General features: G+C 39.9%; 7 protein-coding genes. 1 reads left to right on the forward strand and 6 read right to left on the reverse strand.

The window, feature by feature from the left end; genetic code table 11:
- Positions 1 to 7 precede the first annotated feature (7 nt).
- From BFL47_RS02850 to BFL47_RS02870, 5 genes are all read right to left on the reverse strand, one after another.
- On the reverse strand, positions 8 to 616 hold the full coding sequence (locus tag BFL47_RS02850; protein WP_069658285.1) for an RNA polymerase sigma factor: 609 nt from the start codon (positions 614 to 616) through the stop codon (positions 8 to 10).
- 214 nt (positions 617 to 830) lie between these two features.
- Positions 831 to 1,946: a Gfo/Idh/MocA family protein gene (locus BFL47_RS02855; RefSeq protein WP_069658286.1), complete on the reverse strand. Its 1,116-nt coding sequence runs from the start codon at positions 1,944 to 1,946 to the stop codon at positions 831 to 833.
- 147 nt (positions 1,947 to 2,093) lie between these two features.
- Entirely contained in the window at positions 2,094 to 3,005 is a 912-nt protein-coding gene (locus tag BFL47_RS02860; protein WP_069658287.1) for a PorP/SprF family type IX secretion system membrane protein, read from the reverse strand.
- A 34-nt stretch (positions 3,006 to 3,039) separates the two neighbouring features.
- On the reverse strand, positions 3,040 to 14,898 hold the full coding sequence (locus tag BFL47_RS19500) for a Calx-beta domain-containing protein (RefSeq protein WP_069658288.1): 11,859 nt from the start codon (positions 14,896 to 14,898) through the stop codon (positions 3,040 to 3,042).
- A 231-nt stretch (positions 14,899 to 15,129) separates the two neighbouring features.
- Complete coding sequence (locus BFL47_RS02870) at positions 15,130 to 16,122, reverse strand: hypothetical protein (RefSeq protein ID WP_069658289.1); 993 nt, start codon at positions 16,120 to 16,122, stop codon at positions 15,130 to 15,132.
- Between the two features lie 633 nt (positions 16,123 to 16,755).
- Here BFL47_RS02870 and BFL47_RS02875 point away from each other — a divergent pair.
- The gene (locus BFL47_RS02875) at positions 16,756 to 18,393 is read left to right on the forward strand and encodes a carboxylesterase/lipase family protein (protein ID WP_069658290.1); all 1,638 of its coding nucleotides are present in this window, start codon (positions 16,756 to 16,758) and stop codon (positions 18,391 to 18,393) included.
- A gap of 9 nt (positions 18,394 to 18,402) precedes the next feature.
- Here the strand turns inward: BFL47_RS02875 and BFL47_RS02880 are convergent, their stop codons facing one another.
- Positions 18,403 to 19,632 carry an MFS transporter gene (locus BFL47_RS02880; RefSeq protein WP_139125743.1) on the reverse strand — a complete coding sequence of 410 codons (1,230 nt, stop codon included), beginning with the start codon at positions 19,630 to 19,632 and terminating at the stop codon, positions 18,403 to 18,405.
- Positions 19,633 to 19,698 lie beyond the last annotated feature (66 nt).

The following is a 19,698-nucleotide window of genomic DNA, read 5'->3' on the forward strand; positions in this document are numbered from 1 at the left end:
GAAAAGATCAATCTAAAAACCCGCTCCCGCAGAACAATAGGAATAGTAGCAGAAAATGAGTAAATATATGTTCTTCTTTAATTCTAAGGCGCAACTGTTTTAAAGCTTTATAAATCTGTTTTTTAACTGTTTTATCAGATATATGCAGCCGCTCGGAGATTTCTTTATGAGAAAGGTTCTCATCCCGGCTTAAAACAAATACTTGCTTCATCTTTTTGGGCAAATCATTAATTTCTTTTTGAAGGAAACAATTAAGCTCTTTTGCGTCGTGGTCTTCTTCAACTGTTGCATAGCCGACCTGAGCAAACTTCACAAAGTCACATTGAAACCTGTTCTTTTTTGTTCGGTTATTTATATAGGTATAGCCCTTAAAATGAACCGCAGCAAATAAATAGGGAGCCAATGATTCCATTTCAGGTATTTGCCTCCTGCGAATCCAGATAGATATAAAAATATCCTGTAAGATATCCAATGCATCATCCTCATTCTGTATGGCTTTAACAAGATATATAAAAAGCCGCTCCCAATACCTTTTAAACAACAGATCAAAAGCTGATCTTTCATCCTGTTTAATATATAGTAACAATTCAGCATCAGAGGAGAATTCAGTATACATTTTACGGCCTATTAGGTTAGATTAGACAAACTTTAAAAAAATTCAGGTGTAATTGGTTATTACAAAAGCAAACATAAATGCTCTCTTAAATGTCTAATTTACAATTAATTTTTATAATATCTAATTTTAGGCAATAATAAAAAGCATCTGTGGTTAGACAAATGCTTTTTATTGAATTTCCATTAAAGTTTTCAGAATGAGTTCTAAAAAGATCTCACACAATCTTTTCCCTATTCCCGGAAGCGATACTCCTATAAATTGCATCTATAATTTGCATATCCCTTAACCCCTCTTCTCCCGGCACCCTGGTCTTCTTTTTATTACTCACACACAGTGCAAAATCGTCCATTTGAAAAGCCTGCTGATTGATTTGCGGAAAATCCATAGCCCCTTCAGGCGTCTCTCCCTGAATCCCTCCATAACCAAATGCCGGCTCCAATCCGTAATCCCCCTTTTCTGCATGAATTTTCAAAAAACCAACATTTTCATTATAGCTCGACTTACCATTCGCGACAATACCGCCAGGATATTCCAATTTATAATTTATTGTTTCATCCACTTCCTTAAAAAGCTCAGGATTTGTCTTCTCTTCAGTTGCCGTTACAAACAATGGCTCCAAACCCGTTGCATACCTGGATCCCTGAATCGAATAAATACCCATATCCATTAATGCCCCACCACCGGAAAGTGCCTTTTTTAAACGCCAAGAATTTGGATCTCCCCGATAAGTAAATCCGTTTGCGGTATCAATAGAAGTGATCTTTCCATAAGGCTTCTCCTTCCCAAGACGCATAACTTCTAAAGTATGCGGTTCAAAGTGCAGCCGATATCCAATAGAAAGCATTCGGTTCGCCTGATTACACGCCGCAATCATTTCCTTGCATTCGCCCGCATTCAAAGCCATTGGCTTTTCACATATCACATGTTTCCCTGCCTTAGCCGCCCTGATCGTAAATTCCTTATGCATAGAAACCGGAAGCACCACATATACAATGTCAATATCTGGATTTTGGGCAATTGTATCAAAGTTCGAATAGTTGTAAATGTTCTTCTCTGGAATATTATACTTCTTCGACCAGCTTTCCGCCTTCGAAGGGGTGCCTGTTACAATCCCTGCCAGGTAACAGTTTTTTGTTTCCAGAAGTGCCGGAGCCAATTGTCCCGAGCTATATCCACCCAAACCTACCAATGCAACCCCTAATTTTTTGTTTGGCGTACGGGGAAAACAGGAAGCGAGCGAAGCCAGTTGAGGAGATAAAGCCAAAACTCCAGTTCCATAAGTTAAGGTTCTTATAAACCTCCGTCTTGAATACTTGTTATTTATTTCCATGACATTAGATAATTGATTAAACGAATATAAGGATACAATTTCAGTAATTATCTGTTTGCCGAATCATGAAGAATCAGCAATAAAATCAGACAGTTAGCCGCGTACTTAATGGATAAACCCTCGCCATTGAAATAACTCCACAAAAACTCAAAAATAACAAGCATAATGATCTCTTCCCTTAACAACGAACTTAAATTTGAGCATAATCTCATGAGATCCTGAATGAGCCTTTGCCATTTCAGTATTCGCAAAATCGTAGGAGTACCCTAGTTGAATATCCGGTGTAATGAATACAGAAACAATGCCGTTAAATGAATCGGCTGAACGATAAGAAGCCCCTAGCCATAATGTTTCTTTTATTAATAAATTGGCATTCAAATCAATCTGAATGGGAGAACCATTCACATATTTAATTAAAACATTTGGTTTTAGCTTGAAATCATATCCCAAAGGAAGTAGTACGCCAGCCTGCGCTAAATAATGCGATTTACTAGTTGTTTCTTTATTGTAAGATGTGAAATCCCGTTGGTAAAATTGTGGGGAAGATAACCCCACATAATAGGTCTTAGAAAAAAGCATCACCCCTATCCCGAAATTACCTCTTATGCTATTGGCATCGGCAAAAACCGGATCATTTACAGACTCCGGACTATAGGGATAAACCTCGGAATATCCGGATCTGAAGCTGCTTGCTCCTCCACTAAAACCCACTGAAAGGTATGATGTTTCTCCAACAGCCACTCTTTGTGCTATTGTCAAATAGCCACCAGTCTCTTTTAAAACTTCTCCTATTTGATCATTAATCAGAAGAGCACCTACAAATGTATTTGACTCCTTAATTGGTGTATGAATAGATATAGTTTGCGTTTTTGGAGCCCCTTTGAAACCAACCCATTGATGGCGTGAAAGTGCAGTAATGGTTAATGATTCATCAACACACGGATAAGCCGGATTTATTGCCAACGTATTAAACATATACTGCGAAAACAATGCCTTTTGCTGGCTATATCCAGAAAATGAGCACCATAAACAAACAGAAAATAAGACAATCCTCCTCATACCTAATTATTTACAATTCCGAAAACCACCATTTTTAACGCTTAATAATGACATAGCCTTTGTTCACTTTTAAAATCCCCATACTATCTTTTGTATGAATAATGTAGAAGTAGACCCCATCCACAAGATTCGTATTACTGTTCACTAAAAGCCCTGTATTTGCCACACCAGCAAAAGCTCTATCCCTGTTGTTATATCCTTTCATACGATAAACTGCATTTCCCCATCGATTGAAGATTATCACTTCATTTTCCGGGTACCGATCTATATTATGTATAACAAAATTCTCATTTCCTATTCCATCTCCATTAGGTGATGCCAATGGATCTGGATTGATATCGCCATTAGCATTACTATTAATTTCCTGATCTTCAGGATAAAAGTCCTTAATAAGTATATCAGAACCTGTACCTATCATGACAAATTGAGAGGGATTAGCATCCTGTGCTCGTACTTGTACAACTTCATCACCTTCCTTTAGAAAATCCTTCGCGCTTTTGATAACAAGTTGTTTTGTCGTGCTGGTCTTACCTGCCGGAATAACCATCCTTAAAAAGTCTCCTTCCAGTACATAATCCTGATCTTGTTCAGCAGACCCGCTATAAGAAAGGATAATTTCAATGTCCTGAAATAAAGGCTCTGTAATTTCAGCAGTAACACGAGTAATCTCACCTTCATTTATCGTATCCGCACTGGGTGTCAGGTTAACAGTAACTTTCGGCTGAACATAAATCGTAACTTCAGCAGTAGCACATAAACCAGGTGCATCACAAGCCTTATAACTGAAATGATCTATACCTGCAAAGTCATTATCTGGTATATAAGTAAATGAACCATCCACAAGATTAAAAGAAGAAAGTTTTCCCTTTTCCGGAGACGTCATTACATTGAAATTCAACTGATCTCCATCAGGATCAGAATCATTACGTTTTACAGTTGCCTTAAGACTGCCATTTTTCAATACATAAAAAAGATCATCCTGCGCTACAGGAGCATCGTTAACCGATGTAATTATAAGGATTACTTTTGCCTCATTGGACTCCATACCGTTATTATCCCTTATCTTATAAGTAAAGCTGTCCTTTCCATTATAATCGGCTTTAGGTGTATAAGTAAATGTCCCATCCGGGTTTAAAAGCAGTGTTCCTTGAACAGGGCCGGTAATGACAACTAAACTTTGCGGATCTAATGTTCCATCCACATCAGCATCATTGGATGTCACACTAAAAGTTATGGGCACATCCTCTTCTGTAGTTTTTAAATCATCCACAGCTACTGGCGGAATATCATCATTTAAGATCAATCCTACACCAGGCCATTCACTAATCTTTAATGCAGCTCCGGGTATTTCAGACAAACCACTCAATACTAAGCGGAAGGTTTCATTATCCTCTAAAGAGAGATCCCCACTAACCCATACCGAAATAGTCTTAGTTTCGCCCGCAGTTCCATTGAAAACTAAAGTTCCGTTAACAAAGTTATAATCTCTATTATCCAGAGTAGCGGTCCCATCTTCCGTTGTATAATCTACTGTAAAACCGGTTCCTGTAGCGGTACTTAATTTTACCTCAAATATCATTAAGGTACCACCATTATCTCCCTCTTTTACTGCAGGACTGCTAACCGTCAGTACCCCATAGTCGTTGTCAAAAATGTGCATTACAGGCTCGGGTGTTTGAACTGTAATGCCCGTATATCGTTCATTATTTACTACTCCTGATATTATCTGCAGTGTTTCTGTACCTTCGATTATGGCATCATCCATAACAGGTATTTGCACAGAAGTGCTGGTTATTCCCGCAGGTATAATTGCGGGACTCAAATACAGCACAATATAATCCTGATTTCCAAGTGCTGTACCTCCTGATATAAATTGTATTGTAGTAGGCGAATCAGTAGTTACGCCTGAAGGAAAACTCAAAGTAATACTGCCATCATAAGCCCCTTCCGCCCCATCTGTCGTTGTGAACGTGATTATTTTGTTCGCGGGAATATCATCGTCATCCAGGATCGTCCCTATAGCAGGCGATTCACTGACTGTTAAACGACCGTCAAAAGTATCCGATAATTCTAAGAGCATGTTAAATGTTTCATTCCGCTCAATCATTTGGTCTCCTTTTACGAAAACATTAATGGACTGCGTTTCCCCCGCCATTCCCTTAAAATTCAATGTTCCGCTGACAGGGCTATAATCATTACCCGCAACAGTAGCTGTTCCATCTGTCGTATTATACTTAACCTGAAAACCGCCCGGAGTATCTGTGCTTAAGATTACATTAAATGCGACAATAGTTGTTCCGCTGTTTCCTTCCTTTATTGTAGGGTTACTAACTGTTAATACCACCCGGTCATTATCACTAATTGTCGCAGTTACCGGTAAAGCCTGAACAGGCAAGGTAAAATTGACACTGCTTGCACCCGTTAAAGTTAAGGTTACAGTTTCTATTGGCTCCACCAGCATATCATCAGTCACCTCTACGTCAATAAAAGCCTCACTTGCTCCTGCAGGAATAATTGCATTTCCGCTTAATGCAGTATAATCAACACCATTGCCTGCAGTTCCTTTAATAGTATATAAAACATCTATGGGTTCAGTACTGGTAACACCGGAATTAATGTAGCTTACTTTAAAACGGGCATTTGTTAGCGGTTCATCACCATCCAAAACCTTACTTAACATAATAGTAGTATTGTCGTTGTCTATGATCGTGCCTACTGCTGCGGAAGATGAAATACGTAACAAGCCATTGAAGTTTTCAGAAAGTGTTCCGGGAGTCACCGTAAAAGTCTCATCCTTTTCTATTTTCTGATCCCCTTTCACCTGGATGCTGATCGTTTGGGTTTCATTAGCTGTACCTTTAAAACTCAACGTATCTGTTCTTCCCACATAATCATCATCTTCAATCGCAGTTCCCTCAAATGTCGCATAGCTTAATGTAAACGGCTTTGCGGTTGCCTTGTCTAGCTTTACTGTAAAGATCATAGTTTGCATTCCGCTATCTCCCTCTATTACTTGTCCATTGCTTACGGTCAACATTGCTTCATCGTTATCTGCAATATTGGCAGTTTTCGCTGAGGGGTCTACTGTAATTCCATACGGAAGTCCGGCAGGATTCATGGCCAGAATAACTGTTTCTGTACCTTCTAAAACCTGGTCGTCAAGAACAGCCAGATCTAGCTTTACACTTTTAGTATTGGCTGGAAGTGTAATGATGCCAGCAGCAGGACTGGCTGTATAATCATAATCAGATCCGGTACTTAATGCTGTGCCAATAAGTCCGTAACTAATTGTAACCGGTACATCAGCGGTTTTTTCAGGATCGCTGAATCCAAATGTGAAACTTGCATCAGATCCTCCTTCAGATCCATCTTTAGAAATCACTACAATTGTTCCTGAATCATCGTTATCAATTTTAACCGTTCTTCCTGTTTCCGAAATGGTTAAGCGGTTATTGAAATTCGCACTCAATCCGCTAAGTAATACATTGAATGCCTCGTCCCTTTCAATCTTTTTATCCCCATTGATTAATAGATGGATCGGCCAACTTTCCCCTGCTTTACCGGTAAAGGGAAGGATTCCCGAATTGGAAACATAATCATTATCACCCGCCTGTGCGGTACCATCCGCAGTAGCATATTGAATATTAAAACTACTTTTCGTGCCTTTATCCAGCACGACTTCAAAATCAGCACTCACAGTTCCATTGTCACCCTCCCTTAATGTAACAGGACCACTTAGGGTCAAATTTGCTTCATCATTATCGGCAATCGTTATCACAGGTATTGAAGGATTCAGGGTAATAAAACTGCTTCCTGTTACTATGTTAGTGATTGTTATCGTTTCGTTATCTTCTACTAACTCATCATCATACACATCCAGGACCAGCGCAGCACTTTCTGTATTGGCAGGAATAGTAATCAAGCCTCCGGAAAAAGAGGGTACATAGTCATGATCCGGACCTGTTTCTGTTGCCGTGCCACCTAATGTATAAGTAATATTAGTCGTTTTGTCCGATGTTACTCCTGATGGAAAACTAAATACAAAACTTCCATCAGGACCACCTTCCACACCATTGGTTTTAATGATCGTAATTTCGCCTGAATCGTCATCCGTAATATTAGAACTTATTGCCGCTAATCCTACCGCCATTAGCGGAGATATGCCGTTTGCTGCTTCAGTTAAAGTAAGTTTCACCGTTTCCATACTTTCAATGATCCGGTCATCAAGCACCACTACAGGAATCTCAGCTGATCCGCTGTTGGCAGGAATAATCGCCTCTCCGCTTAAAGTAGTATAATCTACTCCTTGTAATGCCGTTCCCCCGCTAACCTTATAGCGTACCGTAGTAGCTACTGCACTGGTATAATCTTCCGGAAAACTGACCTTATATACAACCGGAGTATCAGGTTCTGAGCCATCAGCTACTTTGCTTAATGTAATAACTGTATTGGCGGCAAGGTTATCGTCATCACTGATTTCTGCACTAACAGCTTCAGGCTGTGTGATTAAATCGGGAGCTATGCTATTATTCGCATCGAATAAAACTATTTCTATCGTTTCTGTCGGTTCAATGATCCTATCATTAAGTAACGAAATATCAATCAGAGCCGAGTTTGCGTTAGCCTCAATCAGCACTACACCTGTCGGTACTGTGTAATCAATTTCAGGAGTAGCACTAACCGCAGTGCTCAGCACTTTATATTTTACAGTAGTAGGTTTAGAACTGCTGTAGCCAGGCGGAAAGCTCAGTTCAAACTGTGGATTTATTCCTCCTTCTACACCGTTTTTTATACATTTTAAAAAGATGTATTTGTTAGCAGTGACATTATCATCGTCAATAATATCCGCAATTACAGCAGCTGTTTTAGGCTCTATTGCAAATGTGGAAATAGAATTGCTTGCACTTGTTAACCTAAGCTCCACGGTTTCAGTAGGCTCAATGATCTGATCATTTACCACTTTTACATTAATAATAGCCCCATTACTATTAGCAGGAATACTAATTAAACCGTTTAAAGCCGTATAATCAATTCCTGCTACAGCTGTTCCACCAATCACATAGTTTACTGTGGTTGCTACAGAACTGGTATAACCATCCGGAAAACTGATCTGAAACTGTGCATCCACGCCCGTCTCGGATCCATTAGCTATTTTCCTTAAGGTAATCGTATTATTGATTAAGTTATTATCATCATCTGCAATGTCCGCGCTCAACCCTGCGGAGGGTGACCATGTTAGTACAGAAACACCATTGTTAGCTGCGGTTAAAGTCAACTTAACGTTTTCTGTAGGCTCAATAATCCGGTCATCAATTACCCCTATCTCAATATCGGCCGAAGTGGTATTTGCCGGAATGATCACCGTGCCGCTTAATGCAGTGTAGTCTGTTCCTGCTAATGCTGTTCCTCTTGTTGTATAATTTATTGTCGTCTCTTTTGAACTGCTGAAACCAATTGGGTACTTTACTGTAAAACGGGCATTTGTTCCCGGTTCCCCACCATCTGTTTTACTTAGCGTGATGCTGTTATTTGCCGGAATATCGTCATCTTCATCTTCAATATAAGCACTTACAGCTGTAACAGGAAACATGGAAAGTTTCGATATAATACTATTATCGGCCGTCTTTAATGTTAAAGCTATAGTCTCTCTACCTTCAATAATTCGGTCATCAAGCACATTTACATCAATCGGTACGAAATTGGTGTATGCTGGAATGATGACAATACCGCTCAAAGCAGTATAGTCCAGAAATGGAGTAGCAGTCCCACCTATTGTATAATTTATCGTAGTAGCTTTTGAACAAGTATATCCATCAGGAAACCCAACCGTAAACCCAGCTGGAGTACCTGGTTCTGAGCCGTCTTTCGTCCACTTAAGTATAATCCTGTTATTGGCTTCGGCATTATCATCATCACTGAGGTTAACCCGCTGCATCGTAGGATCCACTACAGGGTTAAAACTCATATTGTCTGCGGCTGTTAAAGCCAGATTAACCGTTTCAGTAGCTTCAATGATCTTATCATCAATTACAGCAATATCAACTAATCTGGAGTTCGTGTTTGCAGAAATCGTTGCTATACCTGTTAATGCCTCGTAATCAGATCCAGCAGCCGCAGTACCTCCAATGGTATACGTTACCTTAGTGTCTTCCGAACTACTGATACCGACAGGGTAACTCAAAAGAAGCTGTCCATTTTCACCTGGTTCCTTTCCATCGGCAATCCAGCTTACAGTGATTTTATTGTTGCCTGCTGTATTGTCATCATCCGTAATAGTAGCGCTCACCTCAATACTGGGCGACACTGTCAATATAGGAGCGGAAACAGTATTGGTTGCTGAACTGAGTTTCAGTTTTACACTTTCAAGATTTTCAATGATCTTGTCGTCAATGACCTGAATGTCGATATACGCATAATTTGCTCCCGCTGGAATGGTCAACTCTCCACTTAATGTTTTATAGTCCGCCCCCTCTAATGCCGTTCCCCCTGTGTTATTATACAACACCTTTGTATCTACTGATGTGGTAACTCCAGAAGGAAAGCTTACTTTAAACTGAGCATTGCTTCCAGGTTCTGATCCGTCATTTTCATTAACTAGTGTGACGATCGTGTTAATGGCGATATTGTCATCATCATCAATAGTGGCACTTACCAGTCCGGGGCCTACTGTCAGCGTAGATATTGTATTTGTCGCGCTAGTTAATGTCATACCCGCAACCTCTTGAGGTTCAATCACCTTATCATTAATTACATTTAAAGTAATAAATGCGGAATTCTGATTCTCAGGGATGACCACTGTACCTGTTAAAGGAATGTAATCCAGTCCGTTTGCCGCAGTACCACTCATCGTATAATGAATTTCGGTAGGTACTGAAGCAGTTTTTGAAGAGGGAAAGCTGACTTTAAACTGTGGGTCATTCCCACCCTCTCCACCATCTCTTACATTGCTTAATGTAATCAGGTTATTGGCCGCGGTATTATCATTATCCAAAATAGCAAGAGAATGCGGAGAATTACCTGCTGCCATGGCTGCATAACTTAAGCTTTTCACCGAAGTGATGGTCATGGTCACCGTTTCGGGACCTTCTATAATGAAGTCATCTACAATATTTAGCTTAACCTGAACATAATTGGAATCGGCAGGAATAATGATCGTTCCTTGTTGCGGATCTGTATAATCCCTTCCCCCTCCAATGGCGGTTCCAGTAAATGTATATGATATAGTCGTGGGCTGATCTGAAGTCACTTCCGGAGGGAAACTTAAAGTGAAAATCCCTGGTGTTCCGTCTTCACTACCATCAGTTTTCGAGATGCTGATCAATTTTTTATCCGGAACATTGTCATCATCTATAATGGTCATTGTAACCGGCGGACTAACATGCAGATTACCTCCGAAGTCATTGTCAAGTTCATATAAGGTTGCAATAAATGTTTCATTAGCTTCAATCTTCAAGTCGCCAATAATGGGTATAGAAATGTACTTTACCTCTCCTTTATTTCCTGAAAAACTCAGAGTATCTATTTTTGCTTCGTAATCTTCATCTTTTGTTGCTGTACCATCATTTGTCTTAAACTTTATTGAAAAAAGCCCGCTGGTTTGTATGTCCAGCGTTACACTAAACGTGACATAAGTGATTCCGCTGTCACCCTCAGTAATTGTCGGCGGACTACTAAGTAATATGGTATTGTCGTTATCTATAATATTAAGTGTGTATTCTGAAGTACTACTTTGCGTAAAGTTAGTGTAAACCGGATTTGTACTCGTTATAGTATTAACGGTTATAACCACTGTTTCATTCCCCTCCAGGATGAAATCATCAACTAAAGGGAGTTCAAGAGTAGCATTATTATCTCCTGCCCGTATAACAATCGTCCCAGAAATTGGTCCTGTGTAATCAACACCCTCCCCTGTAGCTGTGCCTGCCAGTGTATAAGAGATCTCAGTATCCGAATCAGCAGTTATCCCCGTAGGAAAACTGAATATAAAGGTGGCATTAGGACCTTCCTTTTCATAGCCATTGGTCTTACTGATCGTAATTGTTTTATTAGCCGCTGTATTATCGTCATCTTCAATAATTCCTGTTGCAGGAGAATTATTTACTGTTAAGTGCCCGTCGAATGTTTTAGAAGGAGTCATCATGTTTAAAGTCAAGGTTTCATTGGCTTCAATTTTTTGATCTCCTTTTACTTTTATTCTAACCTGCTGAGTTTCTGCCACACCTCTAAAAGTCAGGGTATTGCTTTGTGCGATATAATCTTCACCTGCCAGGGCAGTACTATCTGCTGTGTTAAATCCTATGGTAAAACTACTGCCAGTAGGTTTGTCAAGCTTTACATCAAAGATAAGATCCACCGTCCCGTTATTACCTTCAACGGCTCTGGCATTACTCATGATGATGTTGGCAAAATCATTGTCTATGATATTCAGTGCCTGTGGCGAATTAGCTACCTGGATCGTTTGAAAACCGCTGTTAGTCACCGATCCTGCATTTACGATCACCAATTCAGCCTCTTCTAAAATTGTATCATCCAACACATCAAGGCTTACCGTTCCGCTATTCTCGCCTGCCATTATAGTAACAGATGTACGAGTTGCCCCGGTATAGTCAGCTGCACTGGCATCTCCGCCCAACCCAAAGTTAATCGTAGTTGGCTGGTCGGCACTTACCCCTACAGGGAAACTAAAAGTAAAAACACCTGGTACCTGGCCCTGTTCCGCACCATCGGTTGTTGTGATGGTTATCTTTTTGTTGTTTGGTGTATTATCGTTATCCTGAATGGTTCCTGTTCCGCTGGGAGAATATGTTAAATGCCCGTCAAAAGTATCGGTCAAACCACTTAATAAAACAGAAAACGCTTCATTTTTTTCTATTTTCTGATCACCGTTCACCAGAATTACAATCTTCTGAACCTCCCCAGCTGTACCCGCAAAGGGGATCGCACCTGATTGTGCAACATAATCCTCTCCTGCTAAAGCTGTTGTACCATCGCTGGTAATAAAATTCAGATTAAAACCACTGCCTGTAGGTTTATCAAGGCTAACATTAAAGGTAAGCTCTTGAGTTCCGCTATCTCCTTCTAAAATTATTGGACTGCTGATTGTTAGAGTAGATTTATCATCATCTGTAATAGTTACTTCAGGTATGGGGGTATCCGGTACAATTATTCCATAGCCATAGTTATTCACTATCTGACCAATAGTAATTGTTACAGTTTCAGTTCCTTCAGTCAGGCCATCATTAATTATGGCAAGATCTAGCGTAATACTATTCTGTCCCGCCAGAATGGTAATGCTGCTGTTTTGCGATGGTGTATAATCAATTCCATTGCCAATGGCAGTACCGCTCCCGGTTCCAAGCGTAAACGGAATAACCAGATCTTCGTCAAAAGTCATTCCTTCAGGCAAGCTAAATGTAAAACTTCCATCCCGAACTCCTTCCGATCCATCTATCCCCGAGATCGCAATTGTGGTAATGAAATCATCGTTCCGAATAGTTCCTGTAGCTGTAGCTTTATCAACAGGTATTTGCCCGCCAATTGGTTTTGAAAGTACAACATTGAATACTTCATTGCCCTCAACCATTTTATCCTGTATAACCGGGACCGTAATAGTTCTACTTATCTCTCCTGGCGCAAATATTAATGTACCGGTTTTAACAAGTGTTGATGCAAAGTCTTTGTCTAAAACAGGATCATTTACAATCGTATAATCAACTGAAACAGAACAATTTGAATTAGCTTCTGACAAGGATACTTTAAAGATCATGTCCTGATTACTTCCAACAGCACTTCCTTCATCTACAGAAGCATTAGCAATAGAAATATTGCTGGAAACTATAGTGGCAGAATGCGGTTTAATGTTATTACATACGGAAGTACCTGAATTACATTCTTCTTCCGGATTGGTAGGCGGCAACTTATCACTATTAGTAGCATCCGGATCATTGACATCTGCAGGACGTAATATACTTGCGATTACATTTAAATTGCCTACAGCTGGCTTTTTATTCACAACAGCCGTTATTTTAACAGTAAGGATCGACTGATTGACCATATTGACCAGAGCTGTAGCACTAGAGGCAGTTTGGGACTCTGCCGACACAGAAACTCCGGGAGAGGGTGGATAATTTACTGATTGTACAGTTAATTCAGGCGGGAAGTTGAACGCTACTTTAGCCCCGGTTACATCTGCCGGTCCGCCATTTTTATATTCAATGGTGTAAGTAATGGTTTCCCCTAAGCAATAGGTAGGCGTTAGTTTATCTGATTTCAAACTAAGCACCTGCAGATCTGCTTCCTGAAGCTTTATAGAATTACCAGAAGATATCGTATTACTTAAAAGGTATGCCCATGTGTCAAGTCCTGCATTATTTCCGAAATTATTATAATTATAGCTAGTTGAACCCCATTTGTGTCCATTATTTAAACTGTACCGCCCTTCTAGCTGAACGATGGGAGACGATTCATTACCATTTCTACTAATGTTTGTATCGTTCCAATAAACTATAGAACTGGTATCTTGAGTTCGCGTAATAGAAATGCCACCTGGATTATTCTCCACGTCTATAAGAGGAAAGTGCACTTCCCCTGCTTTTAAAGATACTTTTATTGACGATGCATTAATTGTTCCATTGGGCACTTTATTACCGGAACCATCCTTCCCATTCCAGAAAACCAAATTAGTGTCCCCTTTTGCATATCCCGTTAAAGTAACATCTCCTGCATCTGTCCCGTTATTATCAATATCAATATTAACAGTATAAGTTCCTCCCTGGTTCGACTTAAAACCTATAAACCCACCTAAAGGAAGTGTTCCAGCTACATTGGCTGTTCCTTCTAGACCTATGAATTTAAAATCCCTTATTTCGGGTAACATAGGTACCGTCTTTAGCCAGGTTGTACCGCTTGTTCCCGGATCTGTGGGATTCCCATTATTGGACCTTATCGGAGCATCAGAAGGAAGATCTGATGCAGGAATATTAAAGAATAGCTTATGGGTAATATCTACTGTAGAAAAATCATCCATCATGCGCGGGTCATGTAGATTTCCAATTTCGGTAGAATTTTCACTTTGATAACGGGCAGTACCATCCGTATTTCTATATCCTTTATTGTTTGAAAAAAAAGTGAAACCATGTCCCGCCATGCCATTTGCTTGCACTTTATAAGTATACCCATCATTGGTTAATACCTGAAATATTCCATTGAATGTACCATAGAATTCCCAAAGTTTTCCTGAAAACACATTCATATAGGCTCTTCCTTTAATAAAATTGCTGCTTACTGAAGCATTGGCTAGAGCAGAGACAGAAACATCAAAAGCGGCAACACCCCCGGAATTATCGCCTTGATTGCCTGCACCAGGATTCTTAGTAACCGGCCAGTTGCTACTTGAAGCAACCGGAATATTAGGGTTAGCTATACTACTTGTTGAACCAATAAAAAAAACCGACCACACTCCTCCTTCTTCAGCTTTATGTGTAAATGGGATATAGCCACCTGAACCAGGTAGAGGACCATTTATTTCCTGATTGCGATTTGCTATAAAACCAGTATTATCAGGGGAATCTGTTGTAATAGAATAAACACCACTGGGGGAAATAAGAACAATCTTTCCCCCATATACACCCTTAGCACTTGACCCAAGATATATAGTTTCATCTTTATTTACATATACCCGTACTAAACCCTGAGTCCAAAAGAAAGAACCATTCAAATCTGATAGATAAGCCCTGTCTCCTCCATTTGCATTCAATTCCTTACTCCCTTCCGCGAAAACAGCATTTGAAGACAGGATAAAAATAAAAAAAAACAAGATATAGCTATATAAAAGCCTGGAAGCGAATGATCTTTTAAAGAATATAATGTCAGATTTAAAAGGAGTCGTGGACATTTAATACAACTGGGTCTATATACTTTTCATGTTGTTTTTTATTACGTAAACCAGTCTTTTTAGTTACACTTATCCTGATTGATATTGATGATAGGAACCTTAATCCCGTTCTACACCAAAATAGGATTCCCTTGAAACGTATTCCTTTGTATCATCTACCAGCAAGCCCAATTTCTACACGGATCCATTAAATGAGGAAAATTTTCGCTTATTTACTTTTCCAAATTAGATTCAAAACATGACTCTTTTCCCTGCTACAATTCCAACGTCATCCTTTTCGTTGCGAATTAATGCATGGGTTATAGACTTATCCGATGTTTGCTTAAATAGGACTTGTCTGGGGTATGTTGCGCTTCTTGCCTGTTGAACAATCTTGTTAGGAAGATCGGCTAGAAGCCGGTTGCCGGTATAATTCATGCTAGTTCGAAGTGCTGTGTCTGCTGGTCCCTCAGACGTCTCTTGTCCCAATGGAATGACTCTTGTATCCTTCCAACTGCCAATTATGGCGCAGGGGCTGCATTCCACACTATTTAACAGCACCAGCTCCTGATCCATATCACTGAAACTGTAAAAACTTAGGGACATACTCAGAACTAATATACAGCCCGAAGGAACTGTTCCTCTCATTTCAATAGTCTGTGCTTCGGTCTTTTCATCTCTTTGATAAGAAATCTCTTGGTTATCAATATACTCATAATAATTCTCCCTGAAATTGAAACCTGTCAGCAGGAAGCGTACTTTGACGCGGTAGGTTTTACCTTTGATGGATTGAGGGATTTTCAGGTCTTTTGACAAGTTCATTGCTGGCATCAGAACGCGCACCACACCTTCTATATCCCGCTCTACCTGCGGTTTAACCAGCAGTACAGCAGATAAGGGATTGTTTAAGTTAAACTCCAGTCCGTTCAGGTGGCTCAGTTCTCCGTCATGCAAATCGCGTTCCCCTGCTACTGTTCCGGCAGCTCCACGGACACATTTTGATACTGCAGAAGTCACACGACCTACAGCCGGCCCATCGTAATAGCGGTATGCTGGAAGAAAAGCCTTGCGGATAGCAGAAGCAGCCGAACTGATCAGTCCAAACTCAGAAGAACTGGTAATACTAGCGGCAGTTAATGGATATGCTTTGGGCTTTCCCTGCACGATTTGTTTTTTGCGGTAGCCTCGAAAAATGACGGAGCCTGCAATGCCCCTAATTTTGCCTTTGTGGTCTATAATAGCCATAATGATTAAAGATTTAAATGTTAGAACTTCAATTAGTTACAGTTAAATCTAGGGATATCTATTATAAAAAATGTTTATTTTGAATAATTTCTAGATAAGCGGTAATAGAGGGAGAAATACAACATATTTGAGAAGTTTAAACACATTTAAAACTACTCGTGGCTATATCAATTCGTGAGTAAGAATAAGGATATAGCAAACAATCCCCTATTTTTAACAAAGCTCTCAAAAGTGTAAAGGCTATAACCTTGTTATTAATACCCCTTAGTTCATTTAATGATAATGCTGTATAAAGTCCATGTATTTATACCCATACATGGACTTACCATAGACTGAACATAGTACAATTATAGCTTAATCCTTAATTTTATATCTAGCGATATAATTAAACCCCCAAATTAAAGATCAATTAATTGAGGTAAACATCAAAGTAAATCCAATTGGTAAGCCCATCTAATAAGCAGCCTTATCAAATAAAACTGCAACAAAAAGCAGCAAATGATGTTAAATCAAAAGCCTAAACGTGTTATTACTGCATTTAATCATCAAAGACAGATTATTTGACTAATTAGTACTATTTAATATTTTTTTACCATCCATTAAATGACCACTTTTAACGAAAATTACTAGAAAATGAAATTCATTAGTTTATTTATATCCACTGTGTTGCTTATTCCGGTTGTCGGTTTCGCACAAGCAAACCTACCAAATGAAAAAGCTGTTCAGGTAAAGATATTAAATGGAATTTTAGAAGGCACTAGAGAGAGTTCGACAATAAATAGTTTCAAAGGTATTCCATTTGCAAAATCGCCTATTGGAGATTTGAGGTGGAAAGAGCCCCAAGATCCAGAAAACTGGACTGGCATTCGGAAAGCGGATAAATTTGGTGCAAATGCCATGCAGAAAAAGATTTATGGTGACATGATTTTTCGGTCAAATGGAATGAGCGAAGACTGCCTGTATCTGAATGTCTGGACACCATCGGTCAATCCGAAAAAGGCATTACCTGTATTGGTATATTTCTATGGAGGCGGATTTATTGCTGGCGACGGCTCGGAATCACGTTATGACGGAGAGAGTATGGCCAAGAAAGGCATTGTCGTTCTTACCATAAACTATCGTTTAGGCGTATTTGGCTTTTTAGCTCATCCTGAACTAACAAAAGAGTCAGCTCATCATGCCTCCGGTAATTATGGATTGTTAGATCAAAATGCTGCATTACGCTGGGTACAGCAAAATATAACGGCTTTTGGCGGTGATCCTAAACGAGTAACCATTGCGGGTGAATCTGCAGGTTCAATATCTGTATTCGCCCAAATGGCCTCTCCTTTATCGAAAAAACTGATTGCCGGAGCTATTGGGGAAAGCGGCGCAATGATTAATCCGACTTTTGCAGCTGTTTCTCTTGAGCAGGCCGAAAAGAACGGTGTGGCTTTTGCAGAAAAGGCGAGTGCAACCTCCCTGGCTGCTTTACGTGCTATCCCTGCAGGAGAATTGCTTGATGCTGCTTCTGTTCCTGATGCGTTTAAGACTGTAGCTGCGATTGATGGTTATTTTTTACCTAAGGAGCCTGCTGCCATTTTTGCGGCAGGAGAACAGGCATTAGTTCCATTACTTGCTGGATGGAATTCTACGGAAATCCCCTACCAGGCATTTATGGGTGATAAGGCAGCAACAGCGGGAAACTATGCCGACAAAATTAAGCAGCTTTATCCCGACCATGCGGATGAGGTACTGAAACTATATCCGGGAAATAATCAAAAGGAAGTGATCCGATCTGCTACTGCTTTAGCAAGCGACCGTTTTATTGTTTACAGCACCTGGAAATGGATTGATCTGCAAAGCAAAACGAGTGGTAAACCTGTTTATAGGTACTTATTTTCGAAGGTTAAACCAGAAATGACCGCTGAGTTTACAAATGCAGTTGCCGGACTAGCCGGAGGAATTACAAAAAACGCAAATGCTCCTTTACATAAAGCGCCTACTTTAGCTGGTGCTCCCCATGCTTTTGAAATTGAATATGCAATGGGTAATCTAACTACAAACCGCGTGTATGACTGGAAACCGGAAGATCATAAAATTTCTTCACTGATGTTAAACTATTTTGCGAATTTCATTAAAACAAGTGATCCTAATGGTCCTGGCTTACCAAAATGGGCACCTTTGAGCATTGGCGAGTTTCCTTATATGAATATTGATGTAAGGACGAAACAGGAGAAAGAACAGGATAGGAAACGGTATTTATTTCTGGATCAGCAGTATCAGAAATAAGGTTTTAATCTACTCCTCCAGATAATCAAGATCTTTATTAAAACTTTCTTTCAGCTGGGTAAGAGCAAATATAGCAATGGCAGTCAAGAGGAAGATCATGATGTAACCGGCTGTGATAATATTGTATCGGTGTACGAAGAATTCGAAGATGAAGGTACTGGGAATCAATGCACCTCTGACAAAGTTAGGCGCTGTAGTGGTTACTGTGGCGCGTAAGTTGGTGCCAAACTGTTCGGAAGAAATGGTAACGAAGGTTGCCCAATAACCAACAGATAGGCCCATAAAAAAGGCAAGCCAGTGAAACTGCTGTTCTGTAATTCCTTTACTGCTTAAATAACAAACTGAACTGGTGACAATTAAGATTTGAAATATAAAGACTGCTAGTTTCCTCGATTTGGTTAACTGTGCGATAAGTCCGGCTAATATATCACCCAGTGAAATGCCGATATAGGTAAACAAAATACCTTTTCCGGCACTCAAAGCATCTGTAGCACCTAGAGCTTTCCCAAATTCAGGAGCTTGTGTGACGAAAATACCTACCACAAACCAGATGGGTAAACCAATAAGCAGGCAATATAAATAACGCATGAAACGCTCGCGGGAGGCAAAAAGCATACTAAAGTTACCCTTTATAATTTGCTGGGTAGCGGTCGTTTTAAACAAACCAGACTCAAAAGTTCCCACCCTTAGGATGAGTAAGAGAAGCCCTATTGCTCCACCCACAAAATAAGCATTGCGCCAGTTAAAATGTTCGGCAACATAAAACGCAGCGATAGCTCCCAAAACCCCTACTCCTGCCACCATCATAGTACCATATCCGCGTTTATCTTTATGCATGCTTTCGCTGACCAGCGTTATGCCTGCTCCTAGCTCGCCAGCCAAACCAATACCTGCAATAAAGCGAATAATAGCATAGCTGTTGATATCTTGCACTAAACCGTTAGCCATATTAGCTAAGGAATACAGAAATATAGAGCCAAAAAGAACTTTAACACGGCCATATTTGTCGCCTATGATTCCCCAGATCAAACCTCCCAGTAACAGTCCTCCCATTTGCATGTTTAACACGTACTCGCCATCCAAACGCATGTCTGCTTCGGGAATTCCAATATCACGAAAACTTTGAACCCGTACAATGGAAAAAATCACCAGGTCGTAGATATCAACAAAGTAACCTAGTGCGGCAACAATTACAAGAAATAAAATGTTATTTTTAGGTATGGTTAGGTTTGGCTTCATTAATTGATTCAATAATACTTAAATCTATAATTTTATGTATTATAATTCTGGGTTAATTGAAAAATA

It is taken from the genome of Arcticibacter eurypsychrophilus (genome assembly GCF_001730525.1).
Taxonomy (GTDB): Bacteria; Bacteroidota; Bacteroidia; order Sphingobacteriales; family Sphingobacteriaceae; genus Arcticibacter; species Arcticibacter eurypsychrophilus.

What these genes read in the sequence shown, in the direction of transcription:
- BFL47_RS02875 (WP_069658290.1), top strand. Translation starts at nt 16,756, where the DNA reads ATGAAATTCATTAGTTTATTTATATCCACTGTGTTGCTTATTCCGGTT.
- BFL47_RS02880 (WP_139125743.1), bottom strand. Translation starts at nt 19,632, where the DNA reads ATGAAGCCAAACCTAACCATACCTAAAAATAACATTTTATTTCTTGTA.
- BFL47_RS19500 (WP_069658288.1), bottom strand. Translation starts at nt 14,898, where the DNA reads ATGTCCACGACTCCTTTTAAATCTGACATTATATTCTTTAAAAGATCA.
- BFL47_RS02850 (WP_069658285.1), bottom strand. Translation starts at nt 616, where the DNA reads ATGTATACTGAATTCTCCTCTGATGCTGAATTGTTACTATATATTAAA.
- BFL47_RS02860 (WP_069658287.1), bottom strand. Translation starts at nt 3,005, where the DNA reads ATGAGGAGGATTGTCTTATTTTCTGTTTGTTTATGGTGCTCATTTTCT.
- BFL47_RS02870 (WP_069658289.1), bottom strand. Translation starts at nt 16,122, where the DNA reads ATGGCTATTATAGACCACAAAGGCAAAATTAGGGGCATTGCAGGCTCC.
- BFL47_RS02855 (WP_069658286.1), bottom strand. Translation starts at nt 1,946, where the DNA reads ATGGAAATAAATAACAAGTATTCAAGACGGAGGTTTATAAGAACCTTA.